The sequence below is a fragment of the [Clostridium] ultunense DSM 10521 genome (assembly GCF_000511955.1).
Taxonomy (GTDB): domain Bacteria; phylum Bacillota; class Clostridia; order Tissierellales; family Tepidimicrobiaceae; genus Schnuerera; species Schnuerera ultunensis.
Genome location: NZ_AZSU01000006.1, coordinates 77,084 through 92,946 on the forward strand (window position 1 = coordinate 77,084; position 15,863 = coordinate 92,946).

The following is a 15,863-nucleotide window of genomic DNA, read 5'->3' on the forward strand; positions in this document are numbered from 1 at the left end:
GAAGTAAATGGCATAATATGAATAAGTAGGTTAAGGCGAATTAGATTGAGAGGGAATTGCCTTGAGTAGATTAATCCGTTATGCAAACTTGAATGATCGGGATATTCTGGGCCAATTTCATTTGGGAAATGTAGATATAGTAATAATGATAAACCACTTTATTAATCCAAGTGGTTTTATAAATTTTAAGAAGTGCCATAAATATATATTAAGCATGTTTAGATTTTATTTTGCATTAAATATGTTTACTATTAAATGAGTTTTGCTAGTAGAACTGATACGGTGAATCGTATCATAAATAGGACAAGCTATAAGGTTATGGAGTAATGTTTAAGGGGTTACTGTAAACTATAACTAAATGATATAATGAAAATAAGTTAAAATGATGTATCTAAGCAATATTAAATTTTTCTATCAAGGGTAGACGAATTACATTAAAGATTGTACTAATAAATAATATTATGGGAGGATGGCATTAGGTTATGCAAGCTTATATTGATTTAATATTATTCGGACTAGTTGTAATATTGTTATTAATTTTCTTAAGGTGGAGAAAAAAGAAACTTGCTCTGATAAAAACATTACCTGAAGTAAATTATCCTTTTAAAGCATTTAATTTTGGAACAGTTTTTTATTCTATGTTAATTTTAGTACTTATTATATCTTTTTTAATGGTGTATATTTTTGAGAAAGATATGCCTTATAGCATTGTTTTGATATTCATATTTCTTTGGATAGTATATTTAATGTTTGGCGCAACACCAACTATCAATGAAAACAAATATAAAATTCAAATTACTGTAGATACAGTTGGGGGTAGATTGAAAGGTTTTGATTTTTTAAATACCTGGATGGGGAAATATCAAAATGGAATTATAGTGTATTATTATCCGATTAATATGAATAGCATAAGTGCAATAGAAGAAAATGAGGAAGAGATTTTTTTCAGAGGAAGTAGTATCAGTAGTAAATTTGGTGAACTACCCATAGAAGTAAGATTAAGAAGTAAATTAAGTAAAAATTATTTTAAGGAATTTATACAAGAGAGTATGCCCTATCATCAGTTAAAGTTATAGTCCAAGCCCACATTAAAAATCATCAAATACATGAAATTAAGATTTTAAAACATCAAAACGAGTTTGGGTAAAAAGCAGAAATAATTATTGGCCATGTTGTATTTTCTAATGAAAAAAATTACTTTTTGAGGCAAGGAAGTTTAAATATTCTGAAAACAAATTTACCTTGAAGGCAGTTACTGAAGATTTACTTAAAAATGCTTTAAATATTTATAATACAAATGAAGAGTATTTTAAAAGGATTTTAACAAAAACATTTAGAAATGGGAAAAGTCAAAATGATCATAAAGGATAGAGTCTATGTTGAAATAGTAAGAAATGGAGGAAAGTAGATGGCTGATAGAAATTATGATAAATTGTTAGGTATTAAGACTGTTGGTATTAGAGAATGGCAAGGCAGGAATCTTAGTTATAACCGTTGCGAAGCTACCCCATATAAAGCTTTAGATAGGCTTTTTCAGATGTATAAATTCAATAAAAAGGATAGGGTTGTAGATTTCGGATGTGGCAGAGGACGAGTAGCCTTTTATATACATAATCGTTTTCATATACCAGTTACTGGAATTGAAATGGATGATAGAACATATAATGAAGCAGTTAATAATAAGATGAGATATAGACAAAGAGCAAAACATATAAAGGCTCCAATTCGGTTTGAATATGGCCTGGCTGAACATTATGAAATAAATTCAAAGGATAATCGGTTTTACTTTTTCAATCCTTTTTCCGTTGAAATATTTAAAGGGGTAGTCAACAATATAATAGAATCCTTAGAGAAAGAAAATAGGATTGGGGATATTATACTTTATTATCCAATGCCTAAGTATAAACAATATCTTAAAAGCATAGGGTCCTTTAGGATGTTAAATAAAATAAGAGTACCAGGAGCAGATGATATTAGAGAGAAGTTTATTATATATAGGTATAAATAAGATATCTCAGGTATGTTGTAAATTTTAAATGTTTTTTATTAACAAGGTAAAAATTATTAAAATTTGTACATATAATATAACAATAGCTAGGTAGATGATATATTATTAACACTATAATTTTCTAAACATAATATATATTAATTGTAATCCATTCAAATATTGGGGGGGTCATATGAAAAAAAGGAATTTTATAGTGTTAGGAGGAGACAAAAGAAATTTAGAGTTGGTAAATTTACTTTGGGGTGATGGACATAATGTAAGGAATTTAGTAGAAACTGACATACAAACCATAGATTTAGAAGATTATGAAATAATAATTGGTCCATTACCTTTTTCCCATGATAATGAAACAATAAATGCACCTTTCCACTCTCAAGAACTATTTATAGAAGAAATCTTTAAAGGCATGAAAGATGGACAGCTTTTCATTGCAGGGAAAATAGAGGAAGAACATATTTTAAAAGCAAAAGATTATAAAATCAATATAATAGATTACTTTAATAGGGAAGAGATGCAAGTTTTAAATGCTATACCTACAGCTGAAGGGGCTATTCAATTGGCCATGGAATATTTACCCATTACTATCCACGGTTCCAATGCTTTAGTTTTAGGTTTTGGAAGAATAGGAAAAGTTTTAGCTAATATGCTTAATGGAATAGGTGCTAATGTTTACGTATTAGCAAGGAATTATGGTGATATAGCATGGATCGAAAATTACAAATATAGTCCAGTATTATTTAAAGAATTGAGTAAATACCTTCCTAAGGTGGATGTAATATTTAACACCATCCCTTCCATCGTTCTTGGTGAAGAGATGTTGGTGTATTTAAATAAACAGTCTTTAATAATTGATCTAGCTTCAAAGATAGGCGGGATTGATTTTAATGCTGCAAAGGGTTTAGGAATTGATACTATACACGCCTTAGGGCTACCTGGTAAATATGCTCCAATATCTGCTGCTAAGATTATCAAAGAGACTATTTATAATATCATTGAAGAAAGGGGTATATAAAAATGATATTAAAGGGAATGAAGATAGGTTGGGCATTAACAGGTTCTTCCTGCAATTTTGGATATGTTTTTCCGGAGATAGAGAAGCTTGCAAACAAAGGAGCAGATCTATATCCAATAATATCTTACTCTGTAAATTCTTTTGATACAAGGTTTGGCACTGCAGAAGAATGGAAAAATAAACTGAGGAATATAACTGGTAAGGAATTAATTGCAACTATAGTAGATGCAGAGCCTGTAGGACCTAAACTAGGATTAGATATATTAATAGTAGCACCATGTACGGGAAATACATTATCTAAATTAGCTAATGGTATAACTGATACACCAGTAACTATGGCATGTAAGGCTCACTTAAGAAATCAAAAACCTTTGGTATTAGCTATTGCAACTAATGATGGCCTAGGAGCAAACGGGAAAAACATAGGGCTTCTTTTAAATATGAAGAATATCTATTTTGTACCCTTTAGGCAGGATAATCCAAAGGAAAAACCAAATTCACTTGTTGCAAAATTTGAAAAAATAGAACCTACCCTTATAGAAGCTTTATCAAATAAACAAATACAACCAGTGTTAGAATAATCAGAGACCCTGAAAGGGTCTCTAATTATTAGTCAAATAAATGATTGTATAAGCATTGAGCCAAATGTGAGGTTTTATCAGTCCCAACAACTATGGATATTTTTCCATTAGATAATTGTATGTCTAAAATATTTTTCTTATTATCAGATAGAAACCCATCTAAATCCTTTAACACATTTTTAGTATGCTTTTCATTGGTGAATATAGAAAAGATTTTATTTTCACTTTCTTGTTTTACAGCTATTCCAATTACTTTTTCAATCTGAGTTGTATTGGATACAAGAGTACCAGTTGTGTCAGACTCAACTGAGGTAATTCTAACGGGAATATTAAATTTCTGGCCTATTAATACTGCTTTGGGATGGATCACCTTAGCCCCATTAGAAGCTAAATTATACATATGATTATAGGTAATATTTTTAATGTATTTTGTATATGGCACCATAGTGGGATCTATGATCCCTACTCCAGCCACATCAGTAAAAATATCTACTCTTTCTGCACCTAAATATCCGCCTAGGGCTACAGCAGTAGTATCACTTCCACCTCGTCCTAATGTTGTAATTTCATTATCCTTAGTTATTCCCTGGAATCCAGCTACAACCACAACTTTTCCTTTTTTTATATTTTTCATTATGGCTGAGGTATCTATATTTATTATTTCAGCACAATTAAAGCTATTATTTGTTAGTATACCAGCTTGGAAACCTATCAATGGTTCAGAAGGAATATTTTCCTTGTCTAGTAAATGGGCGAATATAGCAGTGGATATAGTTTCACCGCAAGACATTATTAAATCTTTTTTCTTAGGATTTATATTACTATTGATTTGTTCTAGTTGTTCGATAAGCGTATCTGTAGCGTAAGGATCTCCTTTTCGGCCTATTGCAGAAACTACGATTACAAGGCTATTTCCTTCATTAATACATTTCTTTATATGGGTTAAAATTTTGCTTTTAGCATTTAGATTTTTGAGGGAAGTTCCTCCATATTTTTGTATTACAATTTTCATAGTAACCACCTATAATAGATTCCTATCCATTAAGATTTCAGCTATTTGAACTGAATTAAGAGCGGCCCCTTTGCGTAGATTATCTGATACTATCCATAAATTTAATCCATTTTCTATTGAAAAATCTTTTCTAATACGACCTACAAATACATCATCCTTTCCTTCAGAAAAAATAGGCATAGGGTATAGATTGGATTTTGTTTCATCAATAAGTTTAACTCCCTTTGCTTTTTTCAATATTTTTTTAACTTCATCTAAATAAATAGGCTTTTCAGTCTGAATATTTACGGATTCAGAATGACCATTAAAAACTGGTATTCTAACTGTTGTAGCCGTCACTTGTATATTTTTATCTAATATTTTTCTAGTTTCATTAACCATTTTCATTTCTTCTTTGGTATAGCCATTGTCTAGAAAGTCATCTATATGAGGTAGTGTATTGAATAAGATTTGATATGGATAGACTGAATTAGAAATAGGTTTGTCTAAACAATAATCCAACGCTTGATTATATAACTCTTCAATAGCATTTTTTCCAGTACCCGATACTGATTGATAAGTGGATACCACAATTCTTTTGATTTTATAGATATCATGTAATGGCTTTAGAGGTACTAGCATCTGGGTAGTAGAGCAATTTGGATTCGATATAATTCCTTTATGATATTGTAAATCTTGTGGATTTACTTCAGGAATAATCAAAGGGACATCTTCTTCCATTCTCCAGGCGCTACTATTGTCTATTACAATAGCTCCTTCTTTAACTGCAATAGGTGCTAGATATTTGCTTACTTGGCTATTGACACAAAAAAATGCTATATCTATTTGGGTAAAAGCACCTTCTTCAGCTACTTCTGTAAGGATTACTTCATCATTAAAGTAGATTGGTTTATCTCTATTTTTAAATGTACCTAAAAACTTGATTTTATTGATGGGGAAATTGCGTTCAATAAGAATACTTCTTACTTTTTCTCCCACAACCCCTAATGGACCAACGATAGCTACATTATAGGTTCTCAAAAAATCCCCTCCTATATAATTTTACTGTCTATAAATATTGGTTAGTTATATGATATTCACCTGTCATTTAAAGGGTTAAAGATTGACTTGAGAACATGTTTAACAGATTCACATATTATGTAATATAGTCAATGATAAGGGAGGTTTTTTGATGGTTAATTGGGGAAGATTAATTTCTGCAATGATTACGCCTTTTGATGAAGATCTTAATGTAAATTATGATGAAGCCATTTTATTAGCAAAACGTTTAGTAGAAGAAGGAAATACGGCTTTAGTTATAACGGGAACTACAGGAGAGGCACCAACTTTGGGATCAGATGAAAAGGTAAAATTATATGAATTAATCAAGAAGAATGTTGATGTACCAATTATAGCAGGAGTTGGAACCAATTCGAGTGAAGATACTATTATAAATGCAAAGAGAGCAATAGAAGCAGGGGTGGATGGGCTATTAATTGTAACACCTTATTATAATAAACCTACTCAAGAATCATTGTATGTCCATTTTAAAAAAATTGTAGAAGCTGTAGATATTCCAATTATGTTATACAATGTACCAGGGCGTACAGGTTGCAATTTATTACCGGAAACTGTAGAAAGGTTAGCCCATATAGAAAATATAGTAGCCTTAAAAGAAGCCAGTGGGGATATAAATCAGATGTCAGAAATTATAAGGAGAAAACCAGAAGGATTTTTAGTATATTCTGGTGACGATTCTATGACATTACCTAGTATGGCAGTAGGTGCATATGGGGTAGTTAGCGTTTGTTCTCATATAGTTAGCAAGGAAATAAAAGAGATGATAGATGCTTTTGTATTAGGAGATACGAAAAAGGCTATGGAAATACATTTAAAGTTATTTAAGATATTTGAAACCTTATTTATTGTTTCAAATCCAATTCCTGTAAAGGCAGCATTAAATATGATTGGAATTGAGGCAGGAGGATTGAGACTGCCTTTAACTGAAGCAAATTTAGAAATACAAAAAATAATTCGAGATGAATTAGAATATCTAGGGTTTAACATAATATAATTGAAATATTGGGAATACTAAATTATTGTTTGGGAATTAGCATCTGACATAGTGTTATAATAATAAATTTTATTATTTATGTAGTATGAATATAAGAAAGAATTAATAAGCTATATGTAATATATTGGAATAGTAATATAAGGATTCATTCATAGGAAAATATTTAGGAAAACAAATAACGGGTATTAATAAATTTACCAGTTATTTGTTTTCCTTGCTTTTTTTAAAAATATGGTTATAATTATAGGGGTAGGGGGTATGAATGTCTTAAGAATTTATTTTTATAGGGGTGAGTCTATGGATTTAGGAAATGTTTCATTACCAATAGCCTTTGGGGCCGGATTTTTATCATTTTTTTCACCTTGTATTCTCCCATTAATTCCAGTATACATAATGTATATGACTGGTGTCAATTTAGAGAGTGAGATGGAAGAAAGAAGGCTAATTGCATTAACAAGAACTACTGGTTTCGTTATAGGATTTACCATAATATTTATGATAATGGGTACATCTGCTAGTTTTATAGGGAAAATTTTTATAAGAAACAAAGAAATTTTTTCTAAGGTTAGCGGAGCTTTGATAGTAATCTTTGGGTTAAATATGATGGGAATAATAAAGTTTAGATTCTTAAACATGGAAAAAAAGATGAAAGCACCTAAAAAGGTTTCCAATTGGTTTAGTTCAATATTGATGGGAATGGCTTTTGCTGCTGGATGGACACCATGTTTTGGACCTGTACTGGCATCTATACTTATATATGCAGGAGGAGCAGCTACTGTTTCCAAGGGAATATATCTGTTATTTATATACTCAGTTGGTATGGCAATTCCTTTTTTGCTAACAGCATTATTCATCAATGTATTTAGTAAATTTCTTGAGAAAACGGAAAAAGTTATGGTATATATTCCAAAAATCGGTGGCCTTATTATGGTAATTTTTGGCATGCTAGTATTTTTTAATAAGGTTATAGATATAAGTAGATTGATGTTATGAAAGGAAGGGATAGAGTGAATAAGAAAATTTTAAGTATAATAATACTTGCTGTAGTATTGGTTGGAGGACTATATTATTTTACTATGGTAAAGGGTGGAGAAACTACAGAGGAATTAGTACCTGAAAACAATGTTTCTGAAGAGACAAATAGTGAAACTAATGGGGAAGACATAACTGAAGATTTTGTGCCCGATATATCCATTGGTGAAGAAGCACCTAATTTTACCCTTAAAAATTTAGATGGAGAGGAAGTATCTTTAACAGATTATAGAGGCAAAATCGTTTTAATTAATTTTTGGGCTACTTGGTGTAAATATTGTGATATTGAAATGCCTGACCTTCAAAAATTAGATAAGGAAAATGAAGATTTAGTGGTGTTAGCTGTAGATGTAATGGAGAAAAAATCTTTGGTAGAAGAATATATTGCAGAAGGGGGCTATGATTTTCAAGTGGTTTTAGATGAAGATGGTGATATAGCTAAGCTTTATTTAGTAAGCGCTTTTCCTACATCCTATTTTGTTGATAAAGATGGGATTTTATTAGGTGGAGTGCCAGGAATGATGACTTATGCACAGATGAGTCAAATTGTTGAGGGTATAAGGGATGGCGAATAGATGAAACCATTTTTCTTCACCTTTAAATCCATAAATATAACCTGGTTTATGGCAATTGGAATAATTGTTACTAGTATAAGTTATATCATTTCTGGTATCCTAGCAAAGGAATATAAGGAAGATAAAAATAAGATAGAAGATATTTTTATGATTCTATTGATTGTTGGATTTATTGGAGCAAGACTTAGTTATGTTTTAATGAATCTCCAATCCTATAAAGATAATATATCTTCAATACTTAAAATATCCCATTATAATCTATCTCTTCTAGGTGGTGTAGTTTTCGGATTATTGACATTAATGCTATTATCTAAAAGGTACAAAATTGAATTCAAAAAGTTGTTTAGGATCTTCGTTGTACCATTTTATTTTTCTATGGCTGTAGGCATATGGGTATTAATGTTTGATCATCTCTTATTAGCTTCAACCCATTTAAAGGAGGATCCAAAAAAAGTATTATATATATCCTTATTGTTTCTAATAGGAATGGGCATGGAATTTGCCTTATCTAAAAAATCTAATAATAAGTATATATCCTTTATAATCTTGGTTGTAGTAATGTTTTTGTATTATATAGTATAGAAATTAAAAGTGAGGGTCAAATTTAGCCCTCACTTTTAATTTAAAAAAAATTAATTTCTATTGCATAAGCTAGTATTCCTACTACTAGTGCTGCTATGGTATTAAAAACTGTAGACCATAGAGCAGATCTTTTATCTATTGCAATTAATGGAAATAAAGCATCTCCATCCTGAGAGATAGCATTAGCTAGAAGAGCTGCAAAAGGCATTATACCTTTAGTATATAGGGTTACAAAAATTATTTGGGGGCCACATCCAGGTATAATCCCTATAAGAGTTCCCACTATTACAGCCGATAAACCTGTTTGGGATAGAAAAGATGTAACAAGGGCTTCTCCAGCGCTATAATCTCCTAAGCCTAATCCTAATATAAATAATTCATAAGCCAAATAGGCTAGAAAGACCCAAGTTGCTACGAAAGCTGTTTCTTGAGCATTGTGTATTAATGTTTCTTTTAAAAACAGAGCCTTCAATTCAGTTTCTTCATGAGTATCATCTTGAATAAATTTTTTACCCATTATCATCATTATGACTGAAAATCCAGTTCCTATAATGCCCATTATAGCACCTAAATTAGGTATGGCCAGATCGTTTAAATCTACTTGAAATAAATCCAGTATTCCAAATATTAAACCTATGGCTATGATTATCCAATAGATTATATATCCATTATGGGTAAATTTATAACCAATTGTATCTGTTTCTTGATGTCCTTTGATAGTATGATGAAGGATAAGGTCTATTTCATCTCCTTCATAGTGACCAATATGGGGTATTATGTTTTCCCTATGATCATACTCACTTAGTACAATATTCTGAATAGTATGGTCGGCGTCCCTATGAAGGGATTCCAATTCTTGTTCACTTCTTCTTTTTTCATTATACTTCTCCAATAGCTTATCTCCAAAATTAAAATAATCTACTATATATCCCGTTATAATAGCCACTATAAATGATATAATGCTTACTAAAAGATACTTTAAGGGCATAACGGACATTAATACAAAGGCAGAATCGCCCATGGTAGCAATTAGAGTGGCTACTATGGTACCAAAACTTACTGTTCCTTTTGGGAATAAAGGAACAACAAATATGGCACCTCCACATCCAGGAGTTAGTCCTAAAAGAGAACCTATAATAGGCTGTGCTTTTTTTGATTCTTCAATTTTTTTTACTAATTTTCCTGAGTGCTTATAGTCTATATAACCAAATAGTAGTAAAACAGCTCCAACAAATACAGTAACCTGTATAAAGGCATTTTCTGCACTGTATATTATTAATCTCAATATTTCAGCAGCCAATATATCTCCTCCTTATGAGCTTTATATACCATAATATTTACCCAAAAGTATTAAAATTAATAATAATCTTTTATTTAAAAGACATATGGAAAATTAATAATGGGATGATATAATAGTAAAAGATTATGAATATGGAGTGATAAAATTGACTGAAAAAGAAAAGAAGCTAGCTGGAACTGGCTGCGAAACTTTAGCACCTACTGAGGAAAGAAAATCACTGGCTGAAATAGAGAGAAGTATAATAAAAAGATATAGGAAACATATATGGAGTAAATTTATAAAGGCTATTAAAGAATACCAATTGATACAAAAAGGAGATAAAATTGCTGTAGCTATTTCAGGTGGAAAGGATAGCTTGCTAATGGCTAAGCTATTTCAACAATTACAAAGGCATGGAAAATCTGATTTCCAATTGGAATTTATAGCAATGGATCCTGGATACCATCCAGATATAAAGGAGCTTTTAATAGAGAATTGTGAGTATTTAAATATTCCAATCCATGTATTTGAATCAGGAATATTTGAGATAACTAATAGGATTGCAGAAGATTATCCCTGTTATATGTGTGCTAGAATGAGAAGGGGAGCCTTATATGGCAAGGCTCAAGAATTAGGCTGTAATAAACTAGCCTTAGGTCATCATTTTAATGATGTAATCGAAACTACACTTTTAAATCTATTATGTTCCGGTAATTTTAAAACTATGATGCCTAAATTAAAATCTCAAAACTATGAAGGTATAGAGCTTATAAGACCCCTTTACTATATAGAAGAGGAATATATAAAAAGATTTATTCAATATAGTGGTATTTGGCCTTTAAATTGTGCTTGTATGGTAGCTGCAAAGAAGATAGGAAGTAAACGAGAGGAGATAAAAGAATTAATTGAAGAATTGAAAAAAAACTTTACAAATGTAGATATGTCCATATTTAGAGCAGCTGAAAATGTAAATATAAATGGCATATTGGGATGGGAGAAAGATGGAGAAAAATACTCATTTTTAGAATTTTATTAGAGAAGATAAGGTAAAGTTATAATAAAGGATTCGCCTACAATATTTAGCGAATCCTTTATTATTCCTCTAAGAAATCTTTTAATTTCTTACTTCTACTAGGATGTCTAAGCTTTCTAAGGGCTTTTGCTTCTATTTGTCTGATTCTTTCTCTAGTAACATCGAACACATTGCCTACTTCTTCTAAAGTCCTAGACCTTCCGTCATTTAAGCCAAATCTCAATTCTAATACTTTTTGTTCCCTAGGAGTTAAAGAGCCTAAAACATCTTTTAACTCTTCCCTAAGCATGGTGTGGGTGGTTACTTGAACAGGGGTTTCAATTTGATCGTCTTCAATAAAATCTCCCAATTGGCTATCCTCTTCTTCTCCTATAGGGGTTTCTAAGGAAATAGGTTTTCGGGATACTTTAATAATTTCTTTAATTTTTTCTAAATCCATATTCATATGCTCTGCTATTTCTTCAGGATAGGGTTCTCTACCCAATTCTTGTACAAGTTCCCTTTGTATCCTTACTAATTTATTAATATTCTCAATCATATGAACTGGAATTCTTATGGTCCTTCCTTGGTCAGCTATAGCCCTGGTTATTGCTTGACGTATCCACCACGTGGCATAGGTGCTAAACTTATAACCTTTTGTATAATCGAATTTTTCTACTGCTTTTATAAGGCCTAGGTTTCCCTCTTGAATCAAATCTAATAAAGACATTCCGCGGCCAATATATTTTTTAGCAATACTAACTACCAACCTTAAATTCGCTTCTGCAAGCTCCTTCTTAGCCCTCTCGTCTCCTATTTCTACTCTTTTTGCTAAAATTACCTCTTCTTCTCTAGTAAGAAGAGGGACTTTTCCTATTTCTTTTAAATACATTCGTACAGGATCATCTACTATAATTGTTTTGGGTGTTGATGCTATGCCTTTTTTATCTTTTTTAGCTGTGCCGTCTTTTTTAACTTTATTTTCAACTATGCGAATATCCATATTTTCCAAATTTTCATATATATTATCTATTTGCTCAGGGTAAAGTTCTATTTCTTCTAGATAATCGGCAATTTCATCATAGGTAAGTTTGCCTTTCTTTTGCCCTCTATCAACTAATTCTTTAACCGCTAGGATTGTTTGTTCTTTAATGTTTTTACTCATTTAAAACTCCTTTCTTGAAAATTCTAACTTCATTTAATTTTATCCCTATATATATCTTATCACATAATGCTTTATATTACACTTTCCTAACGTTTCAAATATATAAATAAGACTAAAGGCAATATTATTTCTGCCTTTAGTCTTACTTGTATTATATTGATTTTAGTTTCTATTTCTCAAAGGGTTCAGAAATTTCAATATGTCCCATTAAGGTTTCAGCCTTTTGTCCATCTATTAAGAATTGGACCCTTTCTACACTGTCTAATTCTACTAAAGAATTAACAATTTGAGCTATAGTGAAATCTTCTTGCATTGAACCACCATAAAGGCCTTCCTCAGCAAAGTTTACAAAGGCTGTTCCATCAGCCACTTCTACACCTAACAATTTTACATTCGAAGGTATGACCGTGCTTAATTTATCAGAATTTGGTCCTTTCATCAATTCTTTTACAATTCTTTCTTCAAGGGAGATGTCTCCATATTCAACAGTTCTTTTCTCTGGAATAAGTTTTTCTAGACTTTCATCTCCTGTTTCTACATATTCTTTATTAGCAAAGTAAAGGGTTACCTCTACTTCATCGGTACTAGGTGTAGGTTCTACTATTTCATCATCATCCTCTTCTACTGTATCTTGAGGATTTTCATCTACAATATCATTGTCATCAGAAGGAGTATTGGACTTAGTACAAGCGGCTAGACTAAAAACCATAAGGAATAGTAAAAATAATGCTATAATTTTTTTCATAATGTCACTTCCTTTTTTGTATTTGATTATATTATATACAAAACTTTTTAAGATAAATTGAAGAAATGTTAAGAAACTATTAAGAATTTTAAAAGTAATTCTAAACAAACTAAAGAGGGATAGTTATAGTGAAAATACTACCTAATTTTAGGGAACTTTCTACGGATATTTTCCAATTATGCTTATCTATTATATTTTTAACAATTGCCAATCCAATACCATATCCTTCAATATTAAATCCTTGGCCAATGGATTCATCTAAAACTCTAAATCCTCCTTGAAAAATAATAGGCAAGTTTTTTTCATCTATTCCTAACCCATTATCCTCAACAGTTATTATAGCTTTATTTTTTGATTTCTCCAGGGTTATTGAAACCCAATTGTATTCCTTTTCTTCATCCCTATATTTTATAGCATTATCAATAATATTAAAGAGGACTTCTCTTATCCTATCCCTATCGCATTTAACTATGATATTTTTACTATTATTAAAACTTAGGGCAACTCCATTTTTTTCTGCATAAGGTAATATTAACTTTACTGTGTCTTCTAATACCTCCCCGAGGTCTTCTTTTTTTATATCTAGAATAATATCTTCTAGTTTTATTGAATTCATCAAATAATTTACTAGATCTTCCATCCTTTCAGCCTCTCCATAAATATCTGATAAATATTCCTTATAGATTTCTATATCATTTTCACCCATAGAGAGGGATTCTATGAGAACTTTCATGGAAGTAAGAGGAGTTTTCAATTCATGGGAAATACTATTTATAAAGGTTTTTCTACTTTTTTCTATTTTACTTAGCCTATGACTCATATTATTGAAGGCTTGAATGAGCATTCCAATTTCTCCCTTAGTTTTACTTTTCACTTCATATCCTAAATCACCTAAAGATAGCCTTTTTACTCCATAGGACAAATTCCTTAAAGGCTTGGTCATATTATTTGTAGCAATAATTGTCAGTACTAAGGATACTACCAATGCAGAAACAGCAATCTTTAACATATTACCTTTCAGCTCTTCCACATCCTTATTTAATGAATCTAAAGAAGTAGATATAAGGACTGTGCCTATTATTTTATTTTTAATACCATCATTTAAGATTATAGGTACTGAAAGCTGGAGTATATCTTTATCATCGGTCATGTATAATCCAGATTTGGATTTACCGTCTAGACTACTTTTTATTTCTTTATTATTAATAGTTTTACCAATATAACTATTAAAATTATCTATTAAAACTTCCTTGTTAGAATCGATTACTAATATTCTTGAATTAGATTGCTTTCCATAACTTTTTACCATAATTCTAGCAAAGATAATATCTTCTAAATTCCCTTTATAAGTATCAGCTACAATATTGGCAGTTTGAAATAATCTAATTTCAATATTTCTTATTTGTGTATTTCTATAATTATTTAACATCAATGTACTAAAGGCCAAAAATGCAAATATAATTATTAAACTATATATGATGAGCATTTTAAATCTTATTGAAATAATAACCTACCCCCCATTTTGTTTTAATATATTTCGGGTTTTTAATATCGTCTTCAATTTTTTCTCTAATATTTTTAATATGGACGTCTATGGTTCTAACATCTAAAGGTTCCTCTTCCCATATACAGTGGAACATATCCTCTCTGGTAAAAACTCTTCCTGGGTTTTTAGCCAATAGGTAGAGCATTTCAAATTCTTTTTGAGTAAGTTTTATCTCCTTATCTTTTATATAGGCCCTTCTTTCATAATAGTTAATAACTAAATCACCTAAAGTTAAAATCATAGATTCCTTTCTTGTGTTAAACCGCCTAGTTATAGCTTTTATTCTAGCTAGTAATTCTAGCACATTGAAAGGTTTTGTCATATAATCATCAGCACCAAATTCAAAACCCAATATTTTGTCATAATCTCCATCCTTAGCTGTAAGCATAAGGATGGGCATATTATGGTCTTCTCTGATCTTTTTACATAACATCATCCCGTCTATATCAGGAAGCATTAGATCTAATATTATAAAATCAATTTTTTCTTCTTCTACAGTTTTTAAAGCTTCACTGCCATTATAGGCTGTAAATACCTTGTAGCCTTGTTGTTCTAAACTATGTTTTAGACCCTTAACTATTAGCTTTTCATCATCAACTACCAAAATATTCATCAAATCACCTTCTTTAAAATAAAAATAGACATGTTAATTATATCATTATCCGTACTAAAATTGGTTTCTAAATAGTTATTAAAATGATATAATAAAATATAATGGTGTAATAAAAAGGAGATTTTTAGATGAAAAAGATTGCCTTGATATGAGATAATACATTTGTGACAAGAAAATATGAAAAAAGGAAAGGCCTCTGATATAATGTTATTCGCCACAAAAAACAAATATCGGAGGGATCCTTTCCTATGAAAACAATTATAACAGAAGAAATGAGATTTCGTCAAAGGGTAGTTAAATATGCAATCAAACATAATAACAATGCAAAAGCAGCTAGAAGATATCATACCAGCCGCCAACAGGTATGGCGTTGGAGAAAAAAGTATGATGGAACCATAAAATCTTTGGCAAATAAAAGCAGAAGACCCCATTCTCATCCTAATCAACATACACAGGAGGAATTGGGCTTAATACGATATAAGCACCGTTATCATCGCCATGAAGGTCTGGCACAAGTATATCGTAAATTAAGAGATGCTGGTTATACAAGAACTTACGACTCCATGTGCAGACAAATAAGGAAAATGAAGCTAAATACACCAAAAAAACGAAAAAGCTATCCTAAATCTAAGTATCGTAAAAACCCAG

General features: G+C 30.7%; 17 protein-coding genes. 10 read left to right on the top strand and 7 right to left on the bottom strand.

Annotation, left to right across the window (positions count from 1 at the left end):
• Positions 1 to 482 precede the first annotated feature (482 nt).
• The 4 genes from CUL_RS0113450 (at position 483) to CUL_RS0113470 (ending at position 3,601) form a co-directional block, all read left to right on the top strand.
• A complete protein-coding gene (locus CUL_RS0113450) occupies positions 483 to 1,076 on the top strand; it encodes a hypothetical protein (RefSeq protein WP_005583383.1) in 594 nt (197 codons plus the stop codon).
• Between the two features lie 332 nt (positions 1,077 to 1,408).
• The gene (locus CUL_RS0113460) at positions 1,409 to 2,008 is read left to right on the top strand and encodes a class I SAM-dependent methyltransferase (protein ID WP_025642199.1); all 600 of its coding nucleotides are present in this window, start codon (positions 1,409 to 1,411) and stop codon (positions 2,006 to 2,008) included.
• 172 nt (positions 2,009 to 2,180) lie between these two features.
• Positions 2,181 to 3,020 carry a dipicolinate synthase subunit DpsA gene (gene dpsA / locus CUL_RS0113465; RefSeq protein ID WP_025642200.1) on the top strand — a complete coding sequence of 280 codons (840 nt, stop codon included), beginning with the start codon at positions 2,181 to 2,183 and terminating at the stop codon, positions 3,018 to 3,020.
• 2 nt (positions 3,021 to 3,022) lie between these two features.
• On the top strand, positions 3,023 to 3,601 hold the full coding sequence (locus CUL_RS0113470) for a dipicolinate synthase subunit B (protein ID WP_025642201.1): 579 nt from the start codon (positions 3,023 to 3,025) through the stop codon (positions 3,599 to 3,601).
• Between the two features lie 28 nt (positions 3,602 to 3,629).
• On the opposite strand, the gene CUL_RS0113475 is transcribed toward CUL_RS0113470, so the two are convergent.
• Both CUL_RS0113475 and CUL_RS0113480 read right to left on the bottom strand, forming a co-directional pair.
• Positions 3,630 to 4,613, bottom strand: a complete 984-nt coding sequence (locus CUL_RS0113475; RefSeq protein WP_025642202.1) for an aspartate kinase — start codon at positions 4,611 to 4,613, stop codon at positions 3,630 to 3,632.
• Positions 4,614 to 4,622: 9 nt separating this feature from the next.
• On the bottom strand, positions 4,623 to 5,633 hold the full coding sequence (locus tag CUL_RS0113480) for an aspartate-semialdehyde dehydrogenase (RefSeq protein WP_025642204.1): 1,011 nt from the start codon (positions 5,631 to 5,633) through the stop codon (positions 4,623 to 4,625).
• A 151-nt stretch (positions 5,634 to 5,784) separates the two neighbouring features.
• Here CUL_RS0113480 and dapA point away from each other — a divergent pair, with 151 nt between their 5' ends.
• The 4 genes from dapA (at position 5,785) to CUL_RS0113500 (ending at position 8,855) form a co-directional block, all read left to right on the top strand.
• Entirely contained in the window at positions 5,785 to 6,666 is an 882-nt protein-coding gene (gene dapA, locus CUL_RS0113485; RefSeq protein WP_005583392.1) for a 4-hydroxy-tetrahydrodipicolinate synthase, read from the top strand.
• A 297-nt stretch (positions 6,667 to 6,963) separates the two neighbouring features.
• Positions 6,964 to 7,659 (top strand): cytochrome c biogenesis CcdA family protein, encoded by a 696-nt coding sequence (locus tag CUL_RS0113490; protein WP_025642206.1) that lies wholly within the window; start codon positions 6,964 to 6,966, stop codon positions 7,657 to 7,659.
• 14 nt (positions 7,660 to 7,673) lie between these two features.
• Complete coding sequence (locus CUL_RS0113495; protein WP_025642208.1) at positions 7,674 to 8,273, top strand: TlpA family protein disulfide reductase; 600 nt, start codon at positions 7,674 to 7,676, stop codon at positions 8,271 to 8,273.
• Positions 8,274 to 8,855 (top strand): prolipoprotein diacylglyceryl transferase family protein, encoded by a 582-nt coding sequence (locus CUL_RS0113500; RefSeq protein ID WP_025642210.1) that lies wholly within the window; start codon positions 8,274 to 8,276, stop codon positions 8,853 to 8,855. It begins immediately after the preceding gene.
• 40 nt (positions 8,856 to 8,895) lie between these two features.
• On the opposite strand, the gene CUL_RS0113505 is transcribed toward CUL_RS0113500, so the two are convergent.
• Positions 8,896 to 10,155 (bottom strand): putative manganese transporter, encoded by a 1,260-nt coding sequence (locus CUL_RS0113505; protein ID WP_005582882.1) that lies wholly within the window; start codon positions 10,153 to 10,155, stop codon positions 8,896 to 8,898.
• A gap of 145 nt (positions 10,156 to 10,300) precedes the next feature.
• Here CUL_RS0113505 and CUL_RS0113510 point away from each other — a divergent pair, with 145 nt between their 5' ends.
• Complete coding sequence (locus tag CUL_RS0113510; protein ID WP_005582881.1) at positions 10,301 to 11,170, top strand: tRNA 2-thiocytidine biosynthesis TtcA family protein; 870 nt, start codon at positions 10,301 to 10,303, stop codon at positions 11,168 to 11,170.
• 58 nt (positions 11,171 to 11,228) lie between these two features.
• Here the strand turns inward: CUL_RS0113510 and rpoD are convergent, their stop codons facing one another.
• From rpoD to CUL_RS0113530, 4 genes are all read right to left on the bottom strand, one after another.
• A complete protein-coding gene (gene rpoD, locus CUL_RS0113515) occupies positions 11,229 to 12,311 on the bottom strand; it encodes an RNA polymerase sigma factor RpoD (protein ID WP_005582880.1) in 1,083 nt (360 codons plus the stop codon).
• A gap of 169 nt (positions 12,312 to 12,480) precedes the next feature.
• Positions 12,481 to 13,056, bottom strand: a complete 576-nt coding sequence (locus tag CUL_RS18100) for a GerMN domain-containing protein (RefSeq protein WP_005582879.1) — start codon at positions 13,054 to 13,056, stop codon at positions 12,481 to 12,483.
• Positions 13,057 to 13,165: 109 nt separating this feature from the next.
• Positions 13,166 to 14,542, bottom strand: a complete 1,377-nt coding sequence (locus tag CUL_RS0113525; RefSeq protein ID WP_025642215.1) for a sensor histidine kinase — start codon at positions 14,540 to 14,542, stop codon at positions 13,166 to 13,168.
• Position 14,543: 1 nt separating this feature from the next.
• Entirely contained in the window at positions 14,544 to 15,215 is a 672-nt protein-coding gene (locus CUL_RS0113530) for a response regulator transcription factor (RefSeq protein ID WP_005582877.1), read from the bottom strand.
• Positions 15,216 to 15,463: 248 nt separating this feature from the next.
• On the opposite strand from CUL_RS0113530, the gene CUL_RS17450 reads away from it, so the two are divergent.
• Positions 15,464 to 15,863: helix-turn-helix domain-containing protein (locus tag CUL_RS17450; RefSeq protein ID WP_157752675.1), on the top strand; the 400-nt coding region annotated here is incomplete at its 3' end.